We start from the raw sequence: 23,748 nt of genomic DNA on the forward strand, positions 1-23,748 counted from the left end.
GACGTTCCCTCGACAGGGGCGGCGTGGTGGTGAGAATGGAAGACCACGTCACGCAAGGGGGCAGCGTGTCTACGTATCTGCGGCATGGTCGCGGGCGGTCGCGAGGCTGGCTGGGGTACCTGACGGCGGTGGGGGCTGGTGGGGCTGCTGTGGCGCTGTCGGCGATGTGGGCGTCCGGTCCGCTGGCCGCGGGTATCGGGGCTGCTGTTACGGCTGTCTACACCCTTGTCACCGATCGTGTGCGGCCGCAGCGTAGCGAGCCGAGTGAGGCTGCACTCTTGCTGACTGCGTCGGGCCGGATTCCTCGATTCGATCAGGTGGACCGTCCTGGGCTGGCCGGTGTTCATCCCGCTGACAGGCACCCTGATCACCAGCTGGCGCCGTCCTACGTGGAACGTGATGTCGGGCCTGAGCTGCGGCAAGCTTTGCTGGAGGGCGGCTTTGTCCTCATCGTGGGTGAGTCGACCGCGGGCAAGACCCGGCTCGCGTATGAGGTTGCGCGCTTATGTTTCCCTCGTCATGCCTTTGTGTGCCCCCTGACCAGGCCGGCGCTCGCGCATGCCCTCAAGGTCGCTCGGCGTCGTCGCCGGACTGTTCTATGGCTGGACAATCTCGAGAACTATCTGGGTGCTGACGGGGTGACCGCATCCGCGCTCACCGGACTGCTTCAGGGCCGGCCCGGGCGGGTGGTGGTCCTGGCGACAATACGGTCGCAGGAGTTCCGACGTTACGACGCCCGGGAAGAGAGCCGGCTCACGGGGTCGGACCGGGACGCTTGGCGGGCGCAGCGCGAGGTGCTCCACATGGCCGTGAAGGTCCGGTTGGAACGCCGCTGGTCCACGGCAGAGCAGGAGCGTGCTGCCGCACACCGAGATCCACGGATCCAACTGGCTCTGGGCAGTTGCGACCGTTTCGGGCTCGCGGAAGTCCTGGCGGCAGGGCCGGAGTTGTTGGCGGCGTGGGAGAACGCCTGGGCGCCGGAAGCCAATCCGCGGGGCGCGGCGATCGTCGCCGCAGCGGTCGACTGTCGGCGGTCGGGATTACGGCGGCCGGCGAGCAGGCAGTGGCTTCAGGACTTTCATCTGCCCTATCTCGCCGAGCGTGGTGGGCCGGACCTGCAGCCCGAGCCGTTTGCCGAGGCGATGCAGTGGGCGTGCAAGCCCGCGTACGCCACCAGCGGACTCCTGGTCGGGAATTACAGCCAGGGCTACACCGCCTTCGACTACCTGCTGAGCGCCCCACGGCTGTCTCCGGTGCCGGATCATCTGTGGGAGGCGCTCTTATCCCGTGTGGAGGCGGCGGACGCGTACGACATGGGGCTTCTCGCCCATCAGGCAAGTCAGCTGTCGCGGGCGACCGCAGCCCTGGAGCGGGCTCGGGCGGGAGGTGTGGCGGGAGCAGATTTCCTGCTGGCGATAGCGGTCGGCGACCGTGGGCGACCGCGCGAGGCGGTCAGAAGTCTTGAGGGCATCGTGCGGCACAGGCGGGCCCAGCTGGGCCCGCGTCACCCCGACACGCTTGCTTTCTTACACCAGTGGGCGTTCTTCACCGGGGAGGCCGGCGAGGGGCAGGCAGCCGCAGATGCGTTCGGGGAACTGGTCGCCGAGACGACCGCGGCTCTGGGCCCCGAGCACACCGATACGCTCGCCGCACGGCACCAACGGGCCTACTTCACCGGGGAAGCCGGGGACACGCAATCCGCTGTTCAGCAGCTCAGGGACCTCTTGGAGGACAGGACACGGCTGGAGGGGCCCGGCCACCCGCAAGTTCTTGCGGGTCGGCGCAGTCTTATCTGGTTCTCCGGCCTGAACGGAAACCTCGTGGACGCCGAACAGCAGTTGCGGCAGTTGATGGAGGACGCCCTGCGAACGCTCGGCCCGGATGACCCTCACATGCTTGCCATACGCAGTACCCAGGCGGACTTCGCCGCCCGGGCAGGCAGGGTCCGCGAAGCAACCTCAATCTTCACGCAGCTGATTGCCGAACGCAGCAGGGTCCTCGGCCACGACCACCCCCATGCCCTCCATACCCGCCTGCAACGAGCTCAAGGGCTGATGAGCTCGGGCCACAGCGAGCAGGCGCAGCAGGAGCTGATGCAGATCGTCGACGACGCGCAGCGCGTCCTGGAGCCGGGCACCGCCATCTCGCCCTAGCGCACCGCATGCTCAACCAGCTGCAGCTGCCCTGATTCGCTGGATGTCCCGGTTGATCCGCGGCCGGTGCGGCCGGAGCAGAAGCTGCTGCCGCATGTGGCGCAGGGCTGGGGGCGGTGTCAGGGCAGGTCGTCGTCGGTGAGGCAACCACTGCGCAGAAGGTCTTGTGCGTTGATGCCGCGCCGCTCAGCAAGCCTGGTGAACGCGTCGTGTTCTCGCTGCCAGGACAGCGCTCGTTCGGCCGCCGCCTGCCGGACGTATTCGTCGTGGCCGATGCCCAGGCTGGCGGCGTGCGCCGTGATCGCAGTTTGCTCAGCCTGAGTGAACTGCATCCTGCTACCTCTCGAAAGGTGGCCTGCTCCAGCAGCAGGCGAGGCTCTTCCATCATCGCGCAGACGACCATCTGGGCAAGCGGTGTCCGGGCTGGGATCCGCCCGGCACGTCTTCGAAGGCCGACGTGAATCCTGATCCTGTGGCGCCGGGCATTTACCAAGCGCCGCTTGGAGCGGTATGGGTCCGTTGCTGAGGCAGCCCCCTACCGCGTCCGTCAGGGGTGGGCGGTCGGTTTCCGGGGTGGCGGCACGGCCTGCAGCAGTTCCCACAGCGGACGCGAGCCGGACGCCCATGCTGCAAGCGTGTGGCGGTCAGTGACGTGGAGGCGCTGCTGCTTGGCGAAGGCCACGGCGGGCGCGGTGACCCGCCCGTTCGTGACGATCACAGCGATGTCGGCGCCGTGGACCGGGCGGGCTGTGCCGTTGAGGACCTGGAGGTCCGGTGTGCCTACCGCGGAGCCGGCCAGGCCGTTGCGGCGGTGTTTGCACTGGATCACCCAGCGGCGTCCGTAGGGGTCAGTGGCCTTCACGTCAGCACCCAGGTCCCCACCGCCGCCCACCCGGACGGCGTCCCAGCATCCGTCACGGCGCATCAGGTCCCGCACCGCGTCTTCGAACTGGGAGTGGTGCAGGGCGTCCAGATGAGACAGCCCGTACCGCAGGCCCTGTGCGCGGACCGTCTCCCACCGCGCCCTGTGCTGCTTCTGGTAGAGCCAGCCTCCGCTGGCCAGCACCGCGAGTACGCCGATGACGATCAGCATCCACCAGTGGGCAAGCAGCCAGTTGACGACAGCCACCACCAGAGCCATGGCCAAGGCCGCACTCACGAGGAACCCGATCAGCCGGTCATCTGCTCGCTGCCGCCGTTTGCCCGGCCTCCGGGTCCGCCGTCGTGCTGGCGGCCGTCTGATCGCTGCTGCCCGGGCCTTGCGTGAGCGGGGACTCATCGGCTGGCCTGCGTGACACCGCTGGCGAGCTCGCCTAGGAAGTCCATAATTTCGTGACCCACCGGTGTCGGTGCGATGAGTACCCCCAGGGCCAGAACGATGACGACGGTGAACTTCTCATCCAGTCGGCTTCGGGCCTCCGTACGCCGTCGCAGCCGGAAGATGACGATGACCGCGAGCAGCACAGCCACATTGATCGTCAGCAACTGCAGGACCTCCCCCAGGACCACACGACGCCGCGGGGCAGCAGCCACCGCCCAGCACTCTTGTGTAGCCGCGCCACCGTGATGTTGGAGGCACGTTGCTGACGGATGGCACAAAAGCCATCGGACCTGGCTGGATCAGACTTGTACGTCACCGTGCACGGTCACGTGCATCGGGGTCACCGGGCGGTCGAGCCCGCCGGTACATCCCCGCCCCCTGATGCCGCGCGTGACGGTCAAACACTGGCAAGGGCCGGAAAGCGGTCCCCGTCCACAGCCGAGGAAGGAGGGTTCTGGGAAGGCCTGTCTGCTCTCCTCTTGAGAGGGCCCCTGGCCTGAGGGGCGGAGCCGCTGTCGCTCGTACGAACGACAGGGGCCTCTTCAGCAGAACTCCGTGGGTACCGCAGTCGTCGTTACGGGCATGGAACCGATCGACGCACAGCACATCAGTGAGCCCGGCCTCATCGTTGTCGACATCACCGCGGCCGATGAACCGACCGCCCGGGCGGCGATGGCCGCACTCGAACAGCACTGGGTCACCTCAGGGATTGGGCCCGTTCGGCGCGAACCCGGAGCACCTGGTGTCAAGGCACGGATCTACGCGGACACCCGACGCCGACCAGGGGCGTCCGCGTGATCCAAGCTCTCCTGGAGCCCGGGTCGTACCGGCCGGGGCTCCAGGAATATTGGCGCAGTGCGCACCGGCACAGACGGGGAGATGTCTGCTGGGGGCACGTGCTGCGGTCCGGGGATGCTGGCCGCTGGCGCCAGCACCATCCCGGGGCGGGTTGTTACGGGGCGGGGGTGTAGGAGAGGACGGTTTCCTCGCAGGGGCCGTCGGCGAATGCCTTCAGCGCCTCGAGTTCGGCTGCGTCCGCAGCCAACTGCCAGCGAAGCTTGGTGGCCACCCACTCCCCCACGTACCGGCACTGCACCTCCGGGGCCGGCGGCAGCCACTCGGCGGGTCCTGATCCGACTTCTGCCTGTTGGTACGAGCGGTCACCGCGACCAGCGACGTCGCGGCGCCCTGGTCGTTCGCGTAGGCCTCGCGCCGGGCGGCCGTCCAGGCGGAAGCACCAGCTGGCGGGGAGCGTCATTCGAACCGTGCGGTATTCCCGGCTCCGGAGCAGCTGACAGGCACAGACGGGGACGTTCAGCGGCCGTCGCGGCGCCATTGGTAACGCCACGCCGCGTCGAGGTAGCCCTCCTCTTCCAGGGAACCGCGCTGCGGCGGGCCGAGAAGGCGTGCTGCCTCCACGCACCTTTCGTCGTCGTGGAGGGCGAGCCCGTAGACGGCAGCCAGCTGGACCAGACGGTCCGTATCGTCCAGCACAGCTGCCATGGCGTCCGCGAACACGGGATCGTGGTCCCTCCCCTCGGCAACCACGCGGCAGGCGATCTTTCGTACCACCGCGTCCGGATCGGCCATCAGCCCCAGCAACGCCGTGCGAGCATCGCCGGAAAAGGCCGGCGGCGAGGACAAGGCACCCAGCCCTTGCGCCACCGCACGCCGTACCCGGGCATCGGGATGGCCGGCGTGGGGCAGAAGGGCCGCCTCCGCGCGGGGGTCGCTGTGTTCTCCAAGAGCGACCAGCACCTCGGTGAGGACGGCGACATCCGTCTCGGCGGCCGCCCAGCCGGTGAACAGGTCCAGAGCGGGACCAGCGAACGCGTCCTCGTCGCTGTCGTCGAACAGATGAATAAGGCGGAGTACCTCGGCACCGAACAATCGGTGGGATGGGTCCGGGCTCGTACGCAGTACCGCCGCAGCGGCCCAGGTCGCCTCCTCTCGCCGTCCACTCAACTGGAGGCTGGCACGGCACCACGTTGCATGGTCCTGCTGATCGACCTGGGCCAACGCGCGGTCCATCAGCTCCTCGAACGAGGTTCGTACCCCGAGCAGTTCCTCGACGTACGTGAGGATCGCCCCATGGCCGTCCCGCGCAGTCATGCCACCAAGGGTGAACTCGACGACGCTGGCGAACTCGCCGTCTTGAACCCGCTTACGGCCGACAGCGTCCCGGGATCCGGTACGGCGTCGCAGCTCGGCCTCGACCCCCGTCTCGTGCCAGCGGCGCGCGAGGTCCCGGGCCTTCAGGAGTTCGATTTCGGGATACCTGCCGCGGATCTCGTGGTCCAGGAGCGCCTCGAACAGAGCGGGCGAACCCGAGTCGACCGCCTCACTCAAGGGAATGAGGTCATCGGGGCGGCTCTGGCCCGAATCCGCACCGTACTGGAGCAGCAGTTGGGCGATGCGCCCGGCGTGCATCCGGACGGCCAGGCAGAACGCGGCGTCCAGGTAGTCGGAGTCGCTGTGCTCGTGGAGAAGGATCCTCACCAGATCCGTGTCTCCAGCCTGGACCGCGGAGATCAGGGAGGACTGGCCGTCCACCGCATTGCTCGTACCCGTACCCACGCCCATGATCCTGTTCCCCCGTAGCGTTCTCGCAGCTCAGTGTAGATCTGCCGAAATCGGCCCGACGGGGCGGATAACAGGCTGGCACGGCTTGGCGGACTTGCATGACGATCGAATCAGGGCCCGGGGTATGGAGGCCCGTCGGTAAGGGCACACTGGCGTGCTTGAAGGTAGGCGGTCCAGTCGGTGGCGGCGCGGCGACGCCACTGGACGGCTGTGATCGGGTGGAGGCCGAGCATCGGGCCGAGGACCGCGGGCGGCAGGTCGCAAGCGAGGGCCACCAGGGCGGTGGTCCGGGCGGGCCGGTTGGGGATGTGACAGGCGGCCAGGCGTCGACTGAGGGCCGCGGCGGAGATGTGGGCACCGGGCAGGTGGCCGGGGAACAGCCAGCCAGCACTCGTGTTCACGGCTCAGCCCTGGGGAGCGGGGCGGTCGGCGAGGGTGGTCAACAGGTCGGCCAGGGTGGTGGGGAGCGGGATCGGGGTCCTGCCCAAAGTGAGGAACGTCGTCCCGTCTCCGGCGGTCAGGGCGGTGGTGGGCAGTGCAGCGATCCGGGTGAGGTGTTGGCCGAACAGCAGGAGGATCGCGCCGGGTCGCCCTGCTGCCCCCGCACCGTCGACCACACCAGCTCGCCGCGTGAGAGCCTGGCGGAGAAGTACGCCTCAACGTCCTCGGGGGCCCAGTCCCAGGGGTAGGTGCCGGTGAACTCGGCGAACCGACGCACCAGACTGACCCGGTCGCTGATTGTCTTCTTTGTCAGCAGCCGACTGCGCTGCTGCTGTTCCCACCCGGTCAGCATCGCGGCGAACATCGCCGCCTCCGGATCCAACGCGGCCACATTCGCCGCCCGCACAAGCCGGACCGCCCCAGGCAAACTCGCCCTGCTCAATGCCGCCTCCGAGAGTTGCATCAGATGCAACATCGTGGCGTTGAACGCCCCTCCGCAGGTCAGAACGCACCTACCGTCACCTCTACGGGTGACAACCCCATCCCCGACCTACCCCTCGCCGTCAGCGTGCGGGAGCAGAATGATGCGTCGAGCCCAGCTCCGCCTACTTCGAGTCCCAGGCTTCGGCGAGAGGGACCATGTGGTCGATGTCCAGGGCACCGGGGTCAGTGACCTCCTGGCCGTCGTAGTACGACAGCCACACTCCCCCGGTCAGCTTGCAGCCGGCACCCACCACCGGGGCCGTGACCGCCTCGGCGAGCAGCACCTCGTTGCGGGTGTTGCAGCCGTCGGTGGCGATGTCGCCGGAATTCCAGTGCCGGAAGGACGAGCGGGCGTAGCCGGTGCGGTCCTCGTCATCGATCCGGACCAGACCGATGGCTTCAGCGAACGTCGTCCGACGGACGCCGCCTTGATGGCGGTGAGGCAGGTGTTCTCGCCAGTGCCCGACGGCTGGACGCTCGCGCGGATGTGTACTGCCCTGGTGGCCAGACCGGCGCGAAGGGATGGTCGCGCGGCAGACCCACGTGCCTGCGGGCGGGCCCACCATCACGGTCCAAGCCTCCGGAGGAACGTCGGGGAAGTCGCAGTCGCACCAAGGGGTATGGTCCGGTATCCGGCCAGGTCCGGTACAAACCGGCAGGCATCGCGGGGAGGGTAAGGAAGAACAGTGGGCGACAAGACTGTGCAGCCTCTTGATGTGGCGGTCGACGAACTGTCCCTGTCCCTTTTGGGGTGGCAGATCGATGGGATCGAGGCCCGTCTGGTAACTACGACCTTCGGGAAGAAGGAACACTTCCAGGAGATCGCGGTGTCCGGAACAGCTCGCTTCCTCGGCGAGGACTGGTCCGACCGTTTCGGCGCGGGCGACTACGCGCCTACGCTTCTTCTTGCTCTGAGCCGCACCGGCTCCCCCGCTGCCCCCAGCTACCAGCGGGTTGTCGTCGAGACGGTCAAGAAGGTGAGCAAGCGCCCTCAACGATTCTCGGAGAAGAGCGATTCATGGGAGTGCAAGAAGCCGCTCCTGCCCAACGAGATCACTCTTCGAGTCACTGCTCTCGATGTTGAGGAGATCGATTCCGGCTTCGTCCTCCCGCCCAAGAAGTCCTCCGCCCTCCCGGTCGAGGTCATCGACGAAACAACGCATAAGTCGGTACGCCTTCGTGTCGCTTCCAGCGACGCCCACATCCTTCGTACGGAGTACGACTCGGGATTGCGCGTGCATATGGCCGGCAGTGCGGAGTTCAGCACGGCAAACGCGCTGCTGGCCGACCATCTGACGTCCGATGACTGGTACGACCAGGACGCAACTCTCGAGGACACCTGCCCCTTCGAGGTCGCCTTGCCCGGACTGGTCGTCGAAGTCCTGGACGAAGGAGGCTTCCTTCTGCAGAAGAAGGAGATCAATCTTTTTGGTCATGTTCCCGTAGGAGAATCGGGCAAGCTGCCCGGCCGTCAGCCGCGCTGGATCGCGGATGCGGGCGACGATCTCGACGAGTACGCCGGGCAGCCGGCACGTGTCATCGTCCGCATCATGGATGCGGAAGACCTGTGAGCGATCTGGCCCGGCATCTTCTCGCTCTGCAGGACACGCTCGTTCGCGAACACGCCCAGGCACCTGGGCTCTTCGGTGAAATCGCTCGGATGGAAGACCTGCTCGCAGACACCTACCGCAACCGGGTGCCCTACGAGTTGCTCCAGAACTCCGACGACGCCGACTCGACCGCCGTCATCGTGGAAACGCTTGGCGATGGCCGCTTCTCGTGGAGCAACGACGGAAGAGTTCTCGATGAGCGTGATGTCGAAGCACTGTGCCGCAGCGCCAGCTCGACCAAGCTCCGCGGCGGCGACTCGATCGGCTACCGGGGAATCGGGTTCAAATCGCTGGCAGCGATAGCCTCACGCATCGAGGTGCGTTCGGCCGACGTCGTCTTCACTTTCGACAAGACGACGGCGGCGGCGCTGCTCGGCGAGCCGAGTGGCGCGTCTCTGCCTCTGATCCGCATCCCCGCCAATGTCCGTGTCGCAGAGCGGGTGGGTGGAACCAGTTTCACGATCAGCTGCCGGCCCAGCGTCAACGGCGGGCTGGACGCCATCGACCCCATCAGTGCCCTGTTCCTCAGGAACATCACCCACGTGGAAATCCGATCGAAGGGGAGCACCCGATCTATTCGGATCGACCGCGGACAGTCGGAAGTCAGTCTTTGCCTCGACGAGGGCGACGCACGGTTCGGTGTACTCAGATACGGCACCGCGACCGTGGCTGTGCCACTCAACGCACGCGCCTCGGCGCTGACGGGTGTTCGCGGCAGGCTTGCCTGCTTCCTCCCCCTCGACGACGAGGTCGGTCTGCCCATCGTGGTATCGGGCGATCTCCTTACAGACCCGTCGCGAACGCACGCCGTGGTGGCGGACGACTCCACACAGCGAGTCCTGGCCGACGCAGCCAAGGCTGTCGCCGACCGTCTCCGTGCGCCGGGCGACCCGGTGTCAGAGCGGCTGTGGCAACTGATCCTGGAAGGGGAAGACATTCGTAGCCTCCTGGTATCGATGGGCACATCGGCCAGCAAGGTCCTTCTGACGTCGCTGCGGGAGGAAATGACGGCAGTTCGTCCGTCCTTCGCGTACTCGAGCCTGCCCCTCGAAGCCGAAGACGTGGCCGCGGTGTTCCCCGATGGAGCGCCCGCCGCACTCTACGATCAGCGTAATCAGATGGCGGCCAGGTCCATGAAGGCCGTGCTCGGACTGAAGAGTCTCGACTTTTCCAGCGTGCTGAGCAAGCCCGAACCACCGAAGCTGTCCGGCACCCTGCAGAGCCGGCTGGGCCAGCACTTCCAGGAACTGGCACGCACCCATGGCCGCACCCTCACCGCTGCCGAGCGAAAGCTCGCACAAGCAGTGGAGGACTCCTCCTCACCCACACCAGCACCCTCAGCTGTTTCCGTGTCCCCGTCCCAACCGGCGGGTTCTCTCCCCGCGGTTATCGCCCGGTGGCGCACTGCAGAAGTCGCCACCATGGAATTCCTCAACGGTCGAGGCTGGAACCTGCGCGATGTCAGCGGTCAGAACGTCGGCTACGACCTGGAGGGAACGGACCCGGACGCGCGGCAAGTGCGGGTCGAGGTGAAAAAGGTCGATCATCCAGACGCCCGATTCGCCATGACGAACAATGAGATGTCACTGATGCTGACAGCTCCAGGCGGCTACCTGCTCGCTGTAATCGTGGGCGATGGACGTCACGTCAAACTCTTGCTCCTCGACCCCTCTAGCGAGGACCTGCCCCGCGAACGTGTGTGCCGTCGCTGGGACTGGGAATTCACGGACTGGGCCCGCTTCGCCAGGGCGATTGACTAAGGACAGTCCCTAACGATCTCTGCGATCAAGACTTCGTCCTTCGCCTGCGGGTCATGTCAGCTGAAACGAGGGGTACAGCCGAGGCACCACAGAACATGGCGCGCTGAAAGCCGTGTCCCTGCCAGCCGGTTCGTCGGCGCGCTCGCCACCACGCCCCGGCTCACTGCGGTGCTGGCGAAACGAAGTTGCCGTCACCGCCTGGCGTGCAGGTCGGTCAGGGCGGCGACGTACCTGTGGTCGTCGGGGCAGGCGTGTCTGGCGGAGCGCAGGCCCGCCTCTCCGCCCTCCGGCCGGCAAATCGGTCTGAGGTTGGCATGTGTTCCCTAGTCGGGCAGGGCGATGCGCCGCTCGTCGAGATACTGCGCTGCCTTGATCTGGGTCGTGAGCCAGTGACGGCAAACCCTCCTGTACCGCACGAGGGTGCCCGAAGGTTCACGTAGTACGGCTTCGGCAACCAGAGGTCGCTGGCATGCCTTCCAGCCGTGGGCGCTGCAGGCGGTGTCGGGCGTCGGTGCGAGGGCGGAGGAGAACGGCTGGATGGACTCGATGTCGGAAAGCATGGGTGCCGTCATGCCCCGCAGCCTGCGAAAGCATGGCCCAGGGTTACCAGCGCATCTTCAGAGCATCAAGCGCGCGAATCCGCTCTGCAGGAAGACGTTCCTTACGGCGACGAGCGTTACTGATCCACTGCCCGAGCCGTACGGGTTGACCGTTGAGGTGTTCGACGTGGCGCTGGGGAACATCGAGATGCCCCTCCCGGTCGTGGAAGGCGCGGGCGGCAGCAAGGCCTTGATCCCGCTTCCGGGCAGTCTGTTGCCGCTTCTGCGGGGATGGCTCGGTGTTCTGGATCAGGCCGAGATCGGCCAGGAGCTGCTGCTGGGCGGGGTGCAGGCGTTCGGGGTGGAGGCGCTGGTTGTACAGCCACTCCCCCAGGTGATGTCCGTCATCGGTGTTGTAGTCCCGGGGGACGTCGGTCAGGTGGTGGCCGGCCGTGTGGTGTCTGCGGGCAGCGTGATAGGCGCGGTGCCAGGTCAGGGGCCAGGGTGGATTCCAGTGCGGATCGAGGTCTTGGAGTGCCTGGGTGCGGGCGGGAGCGAGGTCATCGGCTCGTTTGCGTTGGGTGGCGAGCCAGCGGCCGAGGGCGAATCCGTCCTGGTGGTGGTCGACGGGAGCGGCGAGGTGGCCGTGCAGGGCTGCGTAGGCGGTGGCGTGGGTGAGGCCGCGGTCGAAGGCTTGCTGGCGGGGGTCCCAGATGATGCCGAGGCGTTCGAGGGCTTGGGTTCGGGCGGGGTCGAGGGCGCCGGTGGTGTGGAGGTGGCGTTGCCAGGTGAGCCAGCGGCCGAGGGGGTAGTCGTCGTTGTCTTCGTAGGTCTGGGGGGCGTCGAGGTGGTGGTGGGTGCGGTGGTAGCGGCGGGCGGCGGTGAGGCCGCGGCGCCATTCGGCGCTTTTGGGGTTGAGGACGCGCAGTGTGAGGGCGAGTGCGACTTCTTCTTGTTGGGTGGGGCGTGCGAAGTGGAGCCAGGCGCCTGGGTCTTCGGATCCGAGGGTGGGGCGGTGGGTGCGGGGGTCGGCGAGGCGTGCGGTGAGGCGTTCGTCGTGGGCGCGCAGGGCTTGGACGGTGCGCCACAGGGGGTGTAGGCGTCGGCGCCGAGGAGGTCGTCGGGGTCTTCGTCGGGGGTGAGGTAGACGGGGACGATGAGGGTGGCTCTTTTGCCGGCGCCGGGGGTTTGCCGCAGGGCGCGGCCGACGGCTTGGACGGTGTCGACGGGGCTGTTTTTGGGGTCTGCGAAGACGACGGCGTCGATGGTGGGGACGTCGATGCCTTCGCCGAGGACGCGGGCGTTGGACAGGACGGCGGGTTGTTCGGGGTGGGTGTGGGTGGCGAAGTCGAGGAGGATGCGGCGGCGGGTGCGGGGCGGATGGCTGCCGCTGATCCATTGCGACCAGAGGCCTTCTGGTTGCAGGTGTGTGGGGAGGGCGGCTGCGGTGTCGGGGAGGGTGGTGGCGAACGCTCTGGCGTCGGAGACGCGGTGGTGGAAGGTCAGGACGCGGCGGAGTTGGTGGTCGTGGATGGCTCTGAGGACGGCGACTTGGTGGCCGGCGAGGCGGAGGCCGTCGGCGCCTGCGCCGGGGCTGGTGGCGAGCCAGTCGCGCAGGTCGGTGTCCTGGATGACGGGGACGAGGATCTGGTAGTCGGCGAGGAGGCCGAGGTCGATGGCGTCGGAGAGGGTGAGGCGCCAGGCGACGGGGCCGAAGAGGGTTTCGTCGTCCATGGAAGCGACGGGGGTGTCGCTGTGGTCGGTGTCGGGGTCCCAGATACGGGGGGTCGCGGTGAGGTAGAGGCGGCGGGTGGCGGGGACCTGGTCGTCGTGGTGGATTCCGGCCCAGGCTTTGCCGAGGCGGCCGGCGGTGCGGTGGGCTTCGTCGACGATCACAAGGTCCCAGGGCGGCAGGTGGTGGTCGCGGTGGGCGTTGATGACGGTGGGCAGGGAGGCGTAGGTGGCGTAGACGGTCACCGGGCCGGTGGTCTGGGTGAGTTCGGACAGCTCGGCCGGCTTCGTCGTCATCGGGACGTTGCCTGCTGAGGGGTGTTCCATGGCCTGGCGGGCCGAGCAGACGGCTACCGCTGGGCCTGTGTGGCCGGCGGCGTGCCAGGAGCGCACGGTCTGGGAGAGCAGGTCGAGTGTCGGGACCAGGACTAGGACCCGTCCGCGCGGGGCGAGGCGGGCGGTGGTGCGGGCCGCGATCAGGGTTTTCCCGGTGCCGCACGCGGCGATCACGCTCGCCCGCGCATGGGTGCGCAGCGTTTTGACCGCGGCGGTGACGGCTTCCTTCTGGTGGGGCCTGAGCTCGATGCCGGCGATGGCCATGAGGGTGTACCGCTCCGGGGGTGGGTTGGTGGGGGCGGTGGCATTGTTTCACCGCCCCCCGTGGGGTTATTCGGCTGCTTCGGTGATGACGGCCAGGGTGGAGCCGGTGGCGGCTTTGCGGACGTGGAGGCGGTGGGTGATGCGTCGGCGTAGTTCGGGGACGTGGCTGATGACGCCGACGGTGCGGTCGTGGGCGCGTAGGGAGTCCAGGACGTCGAGGACGTTGTGGAGGGTGTCTTCGTCGAGGGTGCCGAAGCCTTCGTCGATGAAGAGGGTGTCGAGGGCTTGTCCGCCTGATTCGGCGGTGACGACGTCGGCGAGTCCGAGGGCGAGAGAGAGGGAGGCGAAGAAGGATTCGCCTCCGGAGAGGGTGTCGGTGTCGCGGTCTTTCCCGCTCCAGGCGTCGGTGATCTTGAGTCCTAGGCCGGAGCGGGCGCCGTGGGAGGCCCGGTCGTCGGAGTGGATGAGGGTGTAGCGGTTTTCTGACATGCGGGTGAGTCGGGTGTTGGCTGATGCGACGACTTCTTCGAGTCGGGCGGCCAGGACGTAGGCCTCCAGTTGCATGCGGAGCTGGTTGCTGGGTGAGGTGCCGTTGATGAGGCCGTGCAGGTGGTCGACGGTGCGGTAGGAGTGTTCGAGGGGTTCGAGGTGCTGGATGTGGGTGGTGAGTTGGGTGAGGAGGGCGGCGAGGGCGCGGGTGCGTTCGGTGGCGTGTGCGGCTTTGGTGGCGGCGTGGGTGTGGTGGGTGGTGGCGGCGTCGAGTTGTGCGGCAGCTTCGTTGAGGTTGGCGGGTGGCTGGGCTGCGGCGGCGGTGAGGGCGGGGTCCTGGAGGCGGGTGGTGGCGGCGGCGCGCTGTTCGCGCCATTCGTTGATTTCTTCTTCCAGGGCGTGCAGGGCGTCGTCGGTCAGTAGTGCTTGTGCCGCGGTGTCGAGCGAGTCGAATCCGGCGGTGCGGGCGGCTTGTTCTGCTTGTTCGGCTGCCAGCTGGTGATCCGCCGCTGTGCGGGCGGCGTCGTTCGCGCGGTCGGCTGCGGTGTTGAGGCGGTCGGCTGTCGTTGTGAGTTGGGTGATGCGCTGGGTGAGGGTGGGGGCGTCGGCGCGGGCGGTGGCGAGCTTCTGGTCGAGGTCCTGGATCTGGGTGGAGAGGCTCTCGCAGCTGGTGTCGATGGCGGCCAGACGGGTGGCGGTGTTGGTGCGGGTGCCTTCGGTCTGGGTGTGCTGCTGGTCGAGGTTGTCGAGCTCTTCGGTTGCGGACCCGGTGTCGGCTGCGGCTTCGAGGGCTTGTCCCAGGTGTTGCTGCAGGGTGGTGTGTTCGGCGATGAGCTCGGCCAGGGGGTGTCTCCTCCTGCTTCGCCTCGAGCGGTGGCAGCCTGCCCGGTCAGTTGTCGTAGCTCTTCCTGGAGCGTGTCCTGGGTGTCCTGGGCCTTGATGTGGCGGTTTTCGGCGTTCTGTTCATCGGCGGCTGTGGGCTGGTCGGGGTGGGGGGCAGCGGGGTTGGGGTGCGTGGGAGAGCCGCAGACCACGCAGGGTTCACCTTCGGTGAGCTGGAGGGCGAGTTCGGCGGCCATGCCGTCGGTGCGCCTGCGCCGGATATCGATATGGTCTTGGGCGGCCTTCTTCGTGGCGGCCTGGGCCGTGACGAGGGTCTGCTGCGTCTTGGTGATCTTCTTTTCGTAGTCGTCTCGGCGTTTCGCCGCGTCCAGGCGGTCGGCAAGCAGTGCCAGTCCCGCAGTGTGCCGTCGGCTGGCTTCCTCAGCGGTGCGGGCAGCTTCGAGACGGACCTTGAGGATGCTGCGGCGCTGCGGTTCGTCATTGAGCCAGGCTTCGGCGTCAAGAAGGTCCTGGGCCAGGTCCTGTCGTTCGTCATCCAGCTTCTGCAGCTCTGTCCGGTACTGCTGCAGGGTGGCCTCGTCGGGGAGCAGCGCGCGCAGCGCGCCGATATCGGCGCGCAGGTGCTGGCCGGCGGTGGTCAGCTCGGCGGGGCTGAGCGTGGCGTGCTCAGGGTTGAGAAGGGTACGGGCGTCGTGTTCGTCTTCCTGCGCACGGGTGTGCTGGGTGGCGGCTGAGGCGGCGGCCTTCAGCAGTGGGGCCACTTTCTGGCCTTGCAGGGCGCGTTGGCGTTGCCGGCTCAGTTCGGCCTGCTGCTCTGCTTGTTCTTCGAGAGCGTCGAGCCGCTGGCGTGCTGCGCGGTGTGCTTCCTGGTGGACGGCGAGATCGCGTACGGCGTGCTCCCTGTCCCGGAAGGCTCCTAGTTCCTTTTCCGCGATAGCGGCAGCGGTGGCTGCGTCCTTTTCGTGGGTGGTGGCTTTGGTGTGCAGGGCGGTTGACCAGGCGAGGGCAGGGCCTGTGAGGGTGGCGGGGTCGGAGGCCGCAGGTGCGCCCTGTTCGGGTTCGAGGTCGTCTCTGGCTTGCTGCTGGGTTCGTTCGGCCAGGCGCACAACGTCGTTGCGTGCCTCGTCTCGCTGTTTGGCGAGGGTGCTCTTGCGCGCTGCCAGCCAGTCCTCGATGGATCCGAAGCGGTGGGTGTGGAAGAGCTTGCCGAGCAGATTCTTGCGGTCGGAGGCGCTTGCACGCAGGAATTTGGTGAACTCGTTCTGGGGCAGGAGGACGACCTGGCAGAACTGTTGCCGGCTCATGCCCAGCAGGTCCTTGATCTCGTCCGCGGCTTCCCGGTGGGACTTGCTCAGCGCTTCCCAGCGTCCCTGTCCGAAGGAGTCGAGGGACCATTCGCTGAGGTAGGTCTCGGCTTTCTGCAGGGTGTCACCGTCGCCGCGGACCTTCGGCTTCATCTGCGCCGGGATCCGCCGGATCCGCAGGCGTTTCCCGGCGAGGGTGGCCTCTAGTGTCACCTCGGTCAGGAGACCGGGGGCAGCGTGGTCGCTGCGCAGTTGCAGGTTGCGGTCGACGGGGGGCTCGCCGTAGAGGGCGACGCAGATCGCGGCGAAGAGGGTGCTTTTGCCGGCGCCGGTGTCGCCGTACAGGAGGAAGAGGCCGTCGCCGGACAGCGTGTCGAAGTCGACGGTGTGGGTAGCGGCGAAGGGGCCGAAAGCCTGCAGTTGCAGGGTGTGCAGGCGCATTAGACGGTTTCCTTCTCCTGGGCGCTGACGCGGGAGTTGTCGATCGCTTCCTGGAGGAGGCTGCGCTCTTCGTCGGTGGGCTGGGTGCCCCGCACGGTGGAGATGAAGTCGTGGGTGATGTCGAGGTCACCGCGGCCGCGGAGCCGTTCGCTGTAGGTAGGGCTAGTGGTCGTCTGTGTGGGGATGGCGGTGGGCTTGTGCTCGAGGTCGAGTGTGTAAGGGAAGCGCTGTTGGAGGCGTGCCATCGGTTCGTAGGGGCGGGCGGTGTCGGTGAGGGTGACGTGCAGCCAGGACTTGGCCAGGGATTCGTGGGCGGGGTCTGACAGGAGGTCTTCCAGCCGGCCTGTGAGGCGCGCCAGCGGCAGCTGCAGGTCCGCGGGCAGGGCGGTTCGGGTCACGGTGGGTGCTGCACCGGCGGGCAGGTCGATCAGGGTCAGGGACTTGTCGTGTCCGGCTTCGGAGAAGGAGTAGGCCAGCGGGGAGCCGCTGTAGTGGATGCGGTTGTTGACCCGCTGGGCGCCGTGGAGGTGTCCGAGTGCGACGTAGTCGATGCCGTCGAAGACACTCGCGGCGGCGTGGTCGACGCCGCCGACGCTGATGTCGCGTTCGCTCTTGCAGCCGGTCGCGCCGGTGATGAAGGCGTGGGCCAGCACGATGGAGCGGGTGCCGGTGGGGCGGGTGGCGAGGTCGGCGCGGATCCGGTCCAGAGCCGAGGTGAGGACTGCTTGATGGGTGGCGGCTTCGGCTTCGAGATGTGTGCGAACCAGGGTGGGCTCGAGGTAGGGCACTCCGTAGATGGCGATGGTGCCGGTGGGGCTGTTCAGCAGGATGGGGGTGGCGGCATCGGCCGGGTCGGTCCTCAGGTGCACGTCGGCTCGGGCGAGGAGTGCGGAGCCGACTCCGAGGCGGTGTGCGGAGTCGTGATTCCCGCTGATCATGATGGTCGGTATGCCCAGGTCTGCCATCTGGTTCAGGCCATGGCTGAACAGGCGCACTGCGTCCAGGCTGGGGATGGCCCTGTCGTAGATGTCTCCTGCGACGAGCAGGGCGTCCACGTGTTCGTCGCGGGCGGTGTTGCAGATGTGATCAAGAACTTTGCGCTGGGCGTCGACCAGGTCATTCCCGTGGAACCGGCGGCCCAGATGCCAGTCCGAAGTGTGCAGAAACCTCATGTGACGTGACCGTAGTCATGCTGCCTCTGCTACGGGTGTGTTTTCAGATAAACATCGCTGCATATGTGGAGATAGGCGATTACGTGTCCCTGGGGCGGGGCGCAACACGGGGTCGCCCCTTCATTCAGCCAGGACTGAAGGCAGACGTAACTGTGTGACGGTGCGTTCGACTGCGAGCGTTCGCCGCCTTCCACGCCTCAGCGGTCAGCGGCAACACCTGGACGCAATCGGCGAGGTAACGACTCGACTGCCTGGACCGGAGTGGCGGCGGCAGGAGCACGAAGGCGAGAGCGGCGGATGCGAAGCCATGAGGTGAACTCGTCGGCGAGGCCGGGCGGGTTGGCGGCCTCGGTTTGCCGGGCGATCGCCTCGTAGTACTCCAGCTCGTGGACGATCACCGGCACGGTTCGGCCGACAGATCTTTCGATGACGCCGGTCGTACGGAGGGGTCAGGCGAGCTGGCAGCAGGGTGGCCGCGAAGGTGACAGGTGGCGCGCCCAAACGGCGGTGAGCGTGCCGGGTTGTCCTGCGTATGGCCGAGTCCGAGGCGACAGGTGTACGGATTCCCGCACGGGTGTTCCCGGTGACGTTTGTGCACCTCAACGGCTGTCTGCTGCTGTGCTTCCCATTCGTTCAGCCATGACCAGGAAGGCCATGGCTGACATCACGACGCCGAAGAGCAGCGATGCGGCGATGGTTGGGGATGGGTGCCATAGCCTCGCTCGCTCCAGGAACAAATTCGCAGTTACGTAGCTGACGACCCCGAACCTGAGGAAGAAGATTTGGTTGGTGACCATTCTCAGGGCGTAGTGGGCCACCAGGAAGAGCGTCGCGTAGACCCACAGCCAGCTCTCGTTGACGGCAAGCCAGACGGTTGCGACGAAGAGAGGCACCGTGACCAGTGCGAGCAGCGCGGTACGCCATGTCAACTCCGCGGTTACTCTGCGGCCGACGGCGGCTCTGGACTTGCCACGTCCTGATTTCCACGTGAGCAGCGTGGGTTTCGAGAAGCGGGCGAACAGGAGATTCTCGTCTGTGTCCTGCGCCCCGTTGTACCAAGTCATCGTCACCTGGCCATCGCGCGAGTGGAACACGGCACCGGCTGGTAGGCGAGGGATCGTGCGGCGGATGGATATGAGCGCGCGGATGACCTTGACGTGCCCGAACCCGATCAGAAACAGCAGCGTCGTCGAGACCGCCCACAGGGCGGCGGTGATCAGTATGGCGATCAGCAGATGCTTGAGAATTTCCATGGCGCACACCGCGTCTCAGTTGAGGAGATCGTCTAGGAATCCGTTGCCGTCAGCTTCAGTGCGAGTTCCATGGGCAATTCGGCTGGTCCCGCGGTGGGTCCCAATGTGGCCGTCATCGTCGAGGTCTGCATCGCCTGTCGGCTGCGGGCCCGCTGGTCCACGGCCCTGGCGGTGGATCCATGCCCACGATTCGTCCGCCAGCTCGGCAGCTGTGGTCGCTCCTGCGCCTCCCGCCGCGGCGGCACCGAGCAGCCAGGCCAGCATGGCTTTGGGCTCAGCTTTGCGCGGTGGCGCGGTAAATCCCTGGGCCAGCGCTATGGGGGTCAGGCATGCGCCACCGCCTCTCGGGTCGCCCAGGTCTTCCAGCAGCGCCAGGATGCCGTGGGCAAACGGCTTGGCGGCCAGAGCGCGGCCGAAAAGATCGGTGCCCACCGGACGTCCAGCCTCGCCGGCTTGGCGGGCTTGTGCCACCAGCAGGGCTAGACGGGGTGAGGTGAGTTGTGCGAGTTCGTCATGCCATCCCGAAGGCAGTGCCGGTGTCTGGATGACAGGCCACAGGGCAAAGACTGCGAGGTCGACCATGACGGACTCAGGGAGCGGTTCGGCGGGTAGCCGGGTGCATTTGTAGAGGTACTGTGCGGCCCCCGCGGCGAGCAGACGGCGGAGCTGACCGGAATCTTTTGGGGATTTCGCAAGGGTGGCTAGGTCATGCTGCAACGCGTCGAGTTCCTTGGCGTGACTCGCTGCGCGGCGTCGCCCGAGAGGCGCGTTGCTGGCTTTGGTCAGGGTGCGGTAGTCCGTTGTCATGCGGTCGATCCAGAGACGCAGGTCGGGCAGAGCGAGCGGAGCCTCGAGGCCCTCGTAGTGGTGATGGTGGACGATGCTCTGTGTGCCGTTCACGACCTGGTAGGCGTGTCCCTGGCCTTTCACGCGGGCTTGGAGCCGGATGTCCTCGGCTGATTCGAGCCCATCATCAGGGGCGTGTGGACTCATGCGCCACAGTGTGGCCCGAGGGCCTGATCAAGTGCAGCCGAATCGACACAAGAAGCCTGTCTGTGTGCCATGTTGGGCACATCCTGCGTTAGGCGGGCAGAGGGGAGGCTTCGCGATGTCGGGTCCTGCACGGTGGACGGTGGCAGGCGCCTCGTCGGTAGTGGCGTTCGCTCTGGTGCTGTGGATGGTGCGCGCGGCGTCGTGGGGTTGGTTGCCCAGCGACGACGGAGACCGGTGGGCAGTCGGCACGGCGAGCGGAGCGGTGGTCGCAGCAGCAGTACTGTCCGCGCTGACGTGGTGGACCTCACGCCCGGCATCTCCCTCTCCCCTGGCCACGTCAGGGCCGCGTGTCACGCAAGCAGCCGACGCCCGGGATGATGCCGTCATCGACCAGGCTGTTGGCCACCGAGTGCCGCACGGTACTACTTCGGCGTCCGCAACCCCGTCGGCGGGCCACCTCACCCAGCGAGCGAAGGGCCGAGGCCGGTCCCAAATCCGCCAGACCGGCGGCGACGATCATCCCTGATCGGCGTGCTCTTCGCACTCGCGCTGGAAAATGCCAGGCAGGCGCGCCGAAGAGCCGAACGGGTCCGGACCCTGTTCCCGGGGAGCCCAGTCCTCGCGGGGCTCACAAGATCGCCGCCGCAGGCTAACAAGCTCGTGCACGGTTAGCGGTGGGACGTCGAGCTCTGGATCTTCGATCATGGCTGCGTGGTGGGGAAAGCGACGCGCACAGCGATCATCAGCGACCGGAGAATCACGGGCCTGTCGGCCGCTGTGATCGCTGAACTCGTCGCCGAGTTCGACCCGTTGTGGCATGAACGGCACAAGGTCAGGCTTGTGTCCCGCTCGCGGAAGCGTGCGATGGGCGCCCCAGCGCGAAGCACCGCATGGCCTTCGTCGACCGGCTCCTGGCCACGCTGGTGCACCTTCGCCACGGGGTTACTCACGATGTGCCGGCCTGCTGGTTCGGCGTGGACGCTCGACCGTCACCCGGGCCATCGGCGAGGCTTGCGGCCCCTGCTCGCGGAGCGGGGAAGACCCGTTTGGGTATTCGACCAAGGAATCCGTCACCACCGGTCCTGCGTCAGCGCGGACGCCAGGTACGGATTTCCAGGTGCACGATATGGGCGTCTGGGCGGATGCGGCTGCTTTCCACGAGCCATTGGTGGACAGCCGCGGTCACATCTCCACGTGTTTGGTCGACGCGGTGGGCAAAGTCGGTGGCTGCGAACCCGCCGCTGGTCGCAGAGCCGTAGGAACGCTCTTCGGTGTGGTCGGCGCGTTGAATGACGTCGCGGCGGATTCCTGGCGAGTCGGTCCTGCTTCCGGAAGCGTGCAGGAAGCCGGTTCTGGCCAGGCGCACGGTGAACGCGAGGCGTAGGCCCTGGCGGGCGGCTTCGGCGATGAGGGGGCGTAGGCGTGCGGAGCCGGAGGCGATGGCTTGCGCTCCGGCTCGGCCGGTTCCGGTGCCCGTGGGGGTGATGAGGAGGGCTTTGGTGCGGACTCGGGCTTTGGTGCCTGCTGCGGTGGTGCGGCGGGTGATGTGCCTGGCTGCGATGGTGGCGAGTTCGGTGGTGTCGGTGATGCCCGCCGTCTGGACGGCGGCGAGTACTTGGGTAAGGGCTGGGACGAAGGCTGCACCTTTGTTCTTTGTGTAGAACTGGGAGACGAGGGAGGCGTCGCGGTTGATGATGCGGGCGATGTCGCGTTTGGTGTAGCCGGCTGCCTGGAGCTGGTCGGCGAGGCGGGCTGCTTCGTTCAGGTGCGGTCCGGGCGCGGGGCGGCGGGGCGGCATCAGGGTGCCTCAGGGGTGGTCGTGGGCTGCTGGGTGGAGCGGCCTCGGTCGCGCAGGGCGAGGAGTTCGTCTTCGCTGGCGGGTGCGATGACGGGACCGGTGAGGTGGCCTTTGTTCAGGTAGTCGCCGGGCTGGCCGTGGTAGGGCCATGGCTGGGGCTGGGTGAGGTAGACGGCGTCGGTGCGGAAGGCGACGACGGTGCCGGGCGGGGTGTGGAGGGCTCCGGCGTAGGTGTCGTCTTCGCGGTGGCGCTGGGAGAGGAGTGCGGCGCGGGCGGAGGACCAGATGTGGGCTGCCCATTCGGGGTGGGCGTTGGGGTCGCGGGTGAAGCCGGTGGGGCGCTGCCAGGTGATGGTCTCGTCGTTGAAGCCGATGATTTCGGCGTCGGTGGGGACGTCGCGCTCTGCGGTGCGGGGGGTGGTGCCGGTGACGGTGCGGGGGCGTTGGGCGAAGGCGCCGATGCCGTACAGGAGGATGGCGCGGACGGCCCGGGAGGCGAGGTGGGCGGCGGTGCGTTGTGCGGGGTCGCCGTTGAGGTCGGCCTGGGCGGTGAGGGAAGCCCAGGCTTCTTTCAGCTTCTTGGACCAGTCGTCGAGCGGTTTGCCGTCGTCGAAGAGGATGCCGTCGAGGATCTCGATCTTCCACGGGCCCAAGGGGTTGGACAGGGCGGTGTAGATCTCGGGTCCGCCTGCCCAGGTGGTGAACGTGTGGCCGGGGGCGGCAGGGTAGTGCCAGGCGCGGTCGCCGGGGGCGGGTGCGGGAAGGATTCCGACGTGGTTCCAGGTGTCGGGGACGGTGACGCGGACGTGCCAGTGCCCGCAGGCGAACAGGGCTTTGGTCTGTTCCTTCTGGGACCAGGAGGCAAACGTGGCGGCGGTGACGCGGCGGGGGGTGCCGACACCTGATTTCCAGGTGTGTTTGGCGTAGGCGAAGGTCCGGTCGTATTCGACCAGGGCGGGAAGCTGTTGAGGGACGCGGGGCGGGGTGATGAGTTCGGTGCGGCCCTGTCCGGCCGTCGCGTGGAAGAGGCCGCGGAGCTCTTCGGACAGGACGGGGTAGCCGTCGGCGTACTGGCCCTTGGTGGGGACGGTGCGGGTCCACAGGTCCCGGCCGGTCTGGGAGGGAGAGCCCATGAGGACGGCGTCGGGCCAGTGACGGCGCAGGGCTTTCCAGAGCAGAACGAACGCGTCGCGGATGATGGCGGGTTCGGTGCCCTCGGTGTCGAACCACTCCCCCGCCGAGCGGATCTCCACATGCTGCTCCCCGTTTTCGCGCTGGTAGCGGCCGACGGGATTGCGGGGGTGGACGAAGTGACCGGCCATGCGGTCCTTGCCGCGACCGGTGTCGGTACGCCAGCCCGGTGTGGAGGCATTCAGCCAGGCTCCGACAGCGTCCTTGAGGAAGGGGTGCTGGTCTGCCACGCGGTGCCAGGGAGCCCCGGCGGTGATGTAGATCCGCTCGACGCCGTCGGGCAGAACGTGGAAGACGGTGTTCAAAATCTCTGCGGCACTGGCGGTCGGCAGGTCCAGGCGGAACGTCTGGTCGCGGTGCACCAGCACACCCGTCTGCGTATCCAGGAAGACGGTGCTGCGGGCCTGCTGGGTGAAGTTGGGGTGTGTGGAGGTGAGGATTTCGGTGTGTGCGAACCACCGGTCGCCATCGGGGCCCTCAGGGACGCCGGGAAGGTCGCGCTGCTCTCCCGTCCGCACAGGCGGAGCAAGGGCAGTTGGTGGTGTTTGTGCCTGAGGGGCGACGGGATCGGTTGAGCATCGTCCGGGCGTCTGTGTAGCGGGCCCGGCTACTGAGGCAGGTTCGGGCGCCGTGTCGCTCGCGTTGGTTTCCGAGTGCCGGCTGGGTGCAGGTTCGGGAGTCGGTCGGGTCATGTCCGGTGCAACAGTGCCTGAGCGGCCGGGTGACTCCTCAGCAACACTGGTGGGTGCCGGACCTGCCCCGGGTTGAGGCGTCGGCTGGACGGGGATGGACTGTGCTGCCGGTGGGGCGGTGGTGAGCCGGTCGGGGGCGAGGATCGGGGCGATGGCCACCACGTCAGCAAGGCTGAGCCCGGCCGCAGGTGCGATCCGCTCGGCCTTCGCCTTCTCGTATCCGGCCAGCGCGGTGATCTGCCGTGCACGGTCCGTCTCCAGCTTCGCGAGCGCGGCCTGGGACTTCTTGATGTCATCACGCAGCACGCGCAGCTCGGCCAACTGTGCGTTATAGGTCTTTGCGTCCATCAC

General features: G+C 67.4%; 20 protein-coding genes and 4 pseudogenes. 6 read left to right on the forward strand and 18 right to left on the reverse strand.

The window, feature by feature from the left end; translation table 11 throughout:
• Nucleotides 1-149: 149 nt before the first annotated feature.
• Nucleotides 150-2,153, forward strand: a complete 2,004-nt coding sequence (locus OG844_RS00100; RefSeq protein WP_406387255.1) for a tetratricopeptide repeat protein — start codon at nucleotides 150-152, stop codon at nucleotides 2,151-2,153.
• Between the two features lie 119 nt (nucleotides 2,154-2,272).
• Here OG844_RS00100 and OG844_RS00105 read toward each other — a convergent pair whose 3' ends face one another.
• From OG844_RS00105 to OG844_RS00115, 3 genes are all read right to left on the reverse strand, one after another.
• Nucleotides 2,273-2,485 (reverse strand): hypothetical protein, encoded by a 213-nt coding sequence (locus OG844_RS00105; protein WP_406387256.1) that lies wholly within the window; start codon nucleotides 2,483-2,485, stop codon nucleotides 2,273-2,275.
• 215 nt (nucleotides 2,486-2,700) lie between these two features.
• On the reverse strand, nucleotides 2,701-3,432 hold the full coding sequence (locus OG844_RS00110; RefSeq protein ID WP_406387257.1) for a restriction endonuclease: 732 nt from the start codon (nucleotides 3,430-3,432) through the stop codon (nucleotides 2,701-2,703).
• Nucleotides 3,429-3,638: a hypothetical protein gene (locus OG844_RS00115; RefSeq protein WP_406395934.1), complete on the reverse strand. Its 210-nt coding sequence runs from the start codon at nucleotides 3,636-3,638 to the stop codon at nucleotides 3,429-3,431. The genes OG844_RS00110 and OG844_RS00115 overlap by 4 nt, the downstream gene beginning before the upstream one ends.
• 418 nt (nucleotides 3,639-4,056) lie before the next feature.
• On the opposite strand from OG844_RS00115, the gene OG844_RS00120 reads away from it, so the two are divergent.
• Nucleotides 4,057-4,272 carry a DUF6207 family protein gene (locus tag OG844_RS00120; protein ID WP_406387258.1) on the forward strand — a complete coding sequence of 72 codons (216 nt, stop codon included), beginning with the start codon at nucleotides 4,057-4,059 and terminating at the stop codon, nucleotides 4,270-4,272.
• Nucleotides 4,273-4,426: 154 nt separating this feature from the next.
• On the opposite strand, the pseudogene OG844_RS00125 reads toward OG844_RS00120, so the two are convergent.
• From OG844_RS00125 to OG844_RS00145, 5 genes and pseudogenes are all read right to left on the reverse strand, one after another.
• Nucleotides 4,427-4,716: pseudogene (locus OG844_RS00125) on the reverse strand (HNH endonuclease); the annotation flags it as partial.
• Between the two features lie 72 nt (nucleotides 4,717-4,788).
• Nucleotides 4,789-6,051, reverse strand: coding sequence for a HEAT repeat domain-containing protein (locus tag OG844_RS00130; RefSeq protein ID WP_406387259.1), 1,263 nt, complete (start codon nucleotides 6,049-6,051; stop codon nucleotides 4,789-4,791).
• A gap of 116 nt (nucleotides 6,052-6,167) precedes the next feature.
• Nucleotides 6,168-6,458, reverse strand: a complete 291-nt coding sequence (locus tag OG844_RS00135; RefSeq protein WP_406387260.1) for a hypothetical protein — start codon at nucleotides 6,456-6,458, stop codon at nucleotides 6,168-6,170.
• Between the two features lie 116 nt (nucleotides 6,459-6,574).
• Nucleotides 6,575-6,889 (reverse strand): hypothetical protein, encoded by a 315-nt coding sequence (locus tag OG844_RS00140; RefSeq protein WP_406387261.1) that lies wholly within the window; start codon nucleotides 6,887-6,889, stop codon nucleotides 6,575-6,577.
• Between the two features lie 220 nt (nucleotides 6,890-7,109).
• A pseudogene (locus OG844_RS00145) lies at nucleotides 7,110-7,427 on the reverse strand (hypothetical protein); the annotation flags it as partial.
• 270 nt (nucleotides 7,428-7,697) lie between these two features.
• Here OG844_RS00145 and OG844_RS00150 point away from each other — a divergent pair.
• Complete coding sequence (locus OG844_RS00150) at nucleotides 7,698-8,552, forward strand: hypothetical protein (protein WP_406387262.1); 855 nt, start codon at nucleotides 7,698-7,700, stop codon at nucleotides 8,550-8,552.
• Complete coding sequence (locus OG844_RS00155) at nucleotides 8,549-10,351, forward strand: sacsin N-terminal ATP-binding-like domain-containing protein (RefSeq protein WP_406387264.1); 1,803 nt, start codon at nucleotides 8,549-8,551, stop codon at nucleotides 10,349-10,351. The genes OG844_RS00150 and OG844_RS00155 overlap by 4 nt, the downstream gene beginning before the upstream one ends.
• 323 nt (nucleotides 10,352-10,674) lie before the next feature.
• Here the strand turns inward: OG844_RS00155 and OG844_RS00160 are convergent, their stop codons facing one another.
• The 4 genes and pseudogenes from OG844_RS00160 to OG844_RS00175 form a co-directional block, all read right to left on the reverse strand.
• Nucleotides 10,675-10,923 carry a hypothetical protein gene (locus tag OG844_RS00160; protein ID WP_406387266.1) on the reverse strand — a complete coding sequence of 83 codons (249 nt, stop codon included), beginning with the start codon at nucleotides 10,921-10,923 and terminating at the stop codon, nucleotides 10,675-10,677.
• Between the two features lie 31 nt (nucleotides 10,924-10,954).
• Nucleotides 10,955-11,980 (reverse strand): helicase associated domain-containing protein, encoded by a 1,026-nt coding sequence (locus tag OG844_RS00165; RefSeq protein WP_406395935.1) that lies wholly within the window; start codon nucleotides 11,978-11,980, stop codon nucleotides 10,955-10,957.
• A 161-nt stretch (nucleotides 11,981-12,141) separates the two neighbouring features.
• Nucleotides 12,142-13,221 (reverse strand): annotated as a pseudogene (locus OG844_RS00170) (DEAD/DEAH box helicase family protein); the annotation flags it as partial.
• A 66-nt stretch (nucleotides 13,222-13,287) separates the two neighbouring features.
• Entirely contained in the window at nucleotides 13,288-13,785 is a 498-nt protein-coding gene (locus OG844_RS00175) for an SbcC/MukB-like Walker B domain-containing protein (protein WP_406387268.1), read from the reverse strand.
• 39 nt (nucleotides 13,786-13,824) lie between these two features.
• Here OG844_RS00175 and OG844_RS00180 point away from each other — a divergent pair, with 39 nt between their 5' ends.
• Entirely contained in the window at nucleotides 13,825-14,133 is a 309-nt protein-coding gene (locus OG844_RS00180; protein WP_406387270.1) for a hypothetical protein, read from the forward strand.
• Here OG844_RS00180 and OG844_RS00185 read toward each other — a convergent pair.
• The 4 genes from OG844_RS00185 to OG844_RS00200 all read right to left on the reverse strand — a co-directional run bounded on the left by OG844_RS00185 (nucleotide 14,127) and on the right by OG844_RS00200 (nucleotide 19,716).
• The gene (locus tag OG844_RS00185) at nucleotides 14,127-16,298 is read right to left on the reverse strand and encodes an AAA family ATPase (protein WP_406387271.1); all 2,172 of its coding nucleotides are present in this window, start codon (nucleotides 16,296-16,298) and stop codon (nucleotides 14,127-14,129) included. The two genes, OG844_RS00180 and OG844_RS00185, sit on opposite strands and share 7 nt — an antisense overlap.
• On the reverse strand, nucleotides 16,298-17,470 hold the full coding sequence (locus tag OG844_RS00190) for an exonuclease SbcCD subunit D (RefSeq protein ID WP_406387273.1): 1,173 nt from the start codon (nucleotides 17,468-17,470) through the stop codon (nucleotides 16,298-16,300). The genes OG844_RS00185 and OG844_RS00190 overlap by 1 nt, the downstream gene beginning before the upstream one ends.
• Before the next feature lie 599 nt (nucleotides 17,471-18,069).
• On the reverse strand, nucleotides 18,070-18,723 hold the full coding sequence (locus OG844_RS00195) for a hypothetical protein (protein ID WP_406387275.1): 654 nt from the start codon (nucleotides 18,721-18,723) through the stop codon (nucleotides 18,070-18,072).
• A 15-nt stretch (nucleotides 18,724-18,738) separates the two neighbouring features.
• Nucleotides 18,739-19,716: a hypothetical protein gene (locus OG844_RS00200; RefSeq protein WP_406387276.1), complete on the reverse strand. Its 978-nt coding sequence runs from the start codon at nucleotides 19,714-19,716 to the stop codon at nucleotides 18,739-18,741.
• Nucleotides 19,717-20,606: 890 nt separating this feature from the next.
• On the opposite strand from OG844_RS00200, the pseudogene OG844_RS00205 reads away from it, so the two are divergent.
• Nucleotides 20,607-20,654: pseudogene (locus OG844_RS00205) on the forward strand (hypothetical protein); the annotation flags it as partial.
• A 149-nt stretch (nucleotides 20,655-20,803) separates the two neighbouring features.
• Here OG844_RS00205 and OG844_RS00210 read toward each other — a convergent pair.
• Both OG844_RS00210 and OG844_RS00215 read right to left on the reverse strand, forming a co-directional pair.
• Nucleotides 20,804-21,514, reverse strand: coding sequence for a helix-turn-helix domain containing protein (locus tag OG844_RS00210; protein WP_406387277.1), 711 nt, complete (start codon nucleotides 21,512-21,514; stop codon nucleotides 20,804-20,806).
• A complete protein-coding gene (locus OG844_RS00215) occupies nucleotides 21,514-23,745 on the reverse strand; it encodes a hypothetical protein (protein WP_406387278.1) in 2,232 nt (743 codons plus the stop codon). Before OG844_RS00215 ends, OG844_RS00210 begins: the two co-directional genes overlap by 1 nt.
• Nucleotides 23,746-23,748 lie beyond the last annotated feature (3 nt).

The sequence above is a fragment of the Streptomyces sp. NBC_00887 genome (assembly GCF_045207585.1).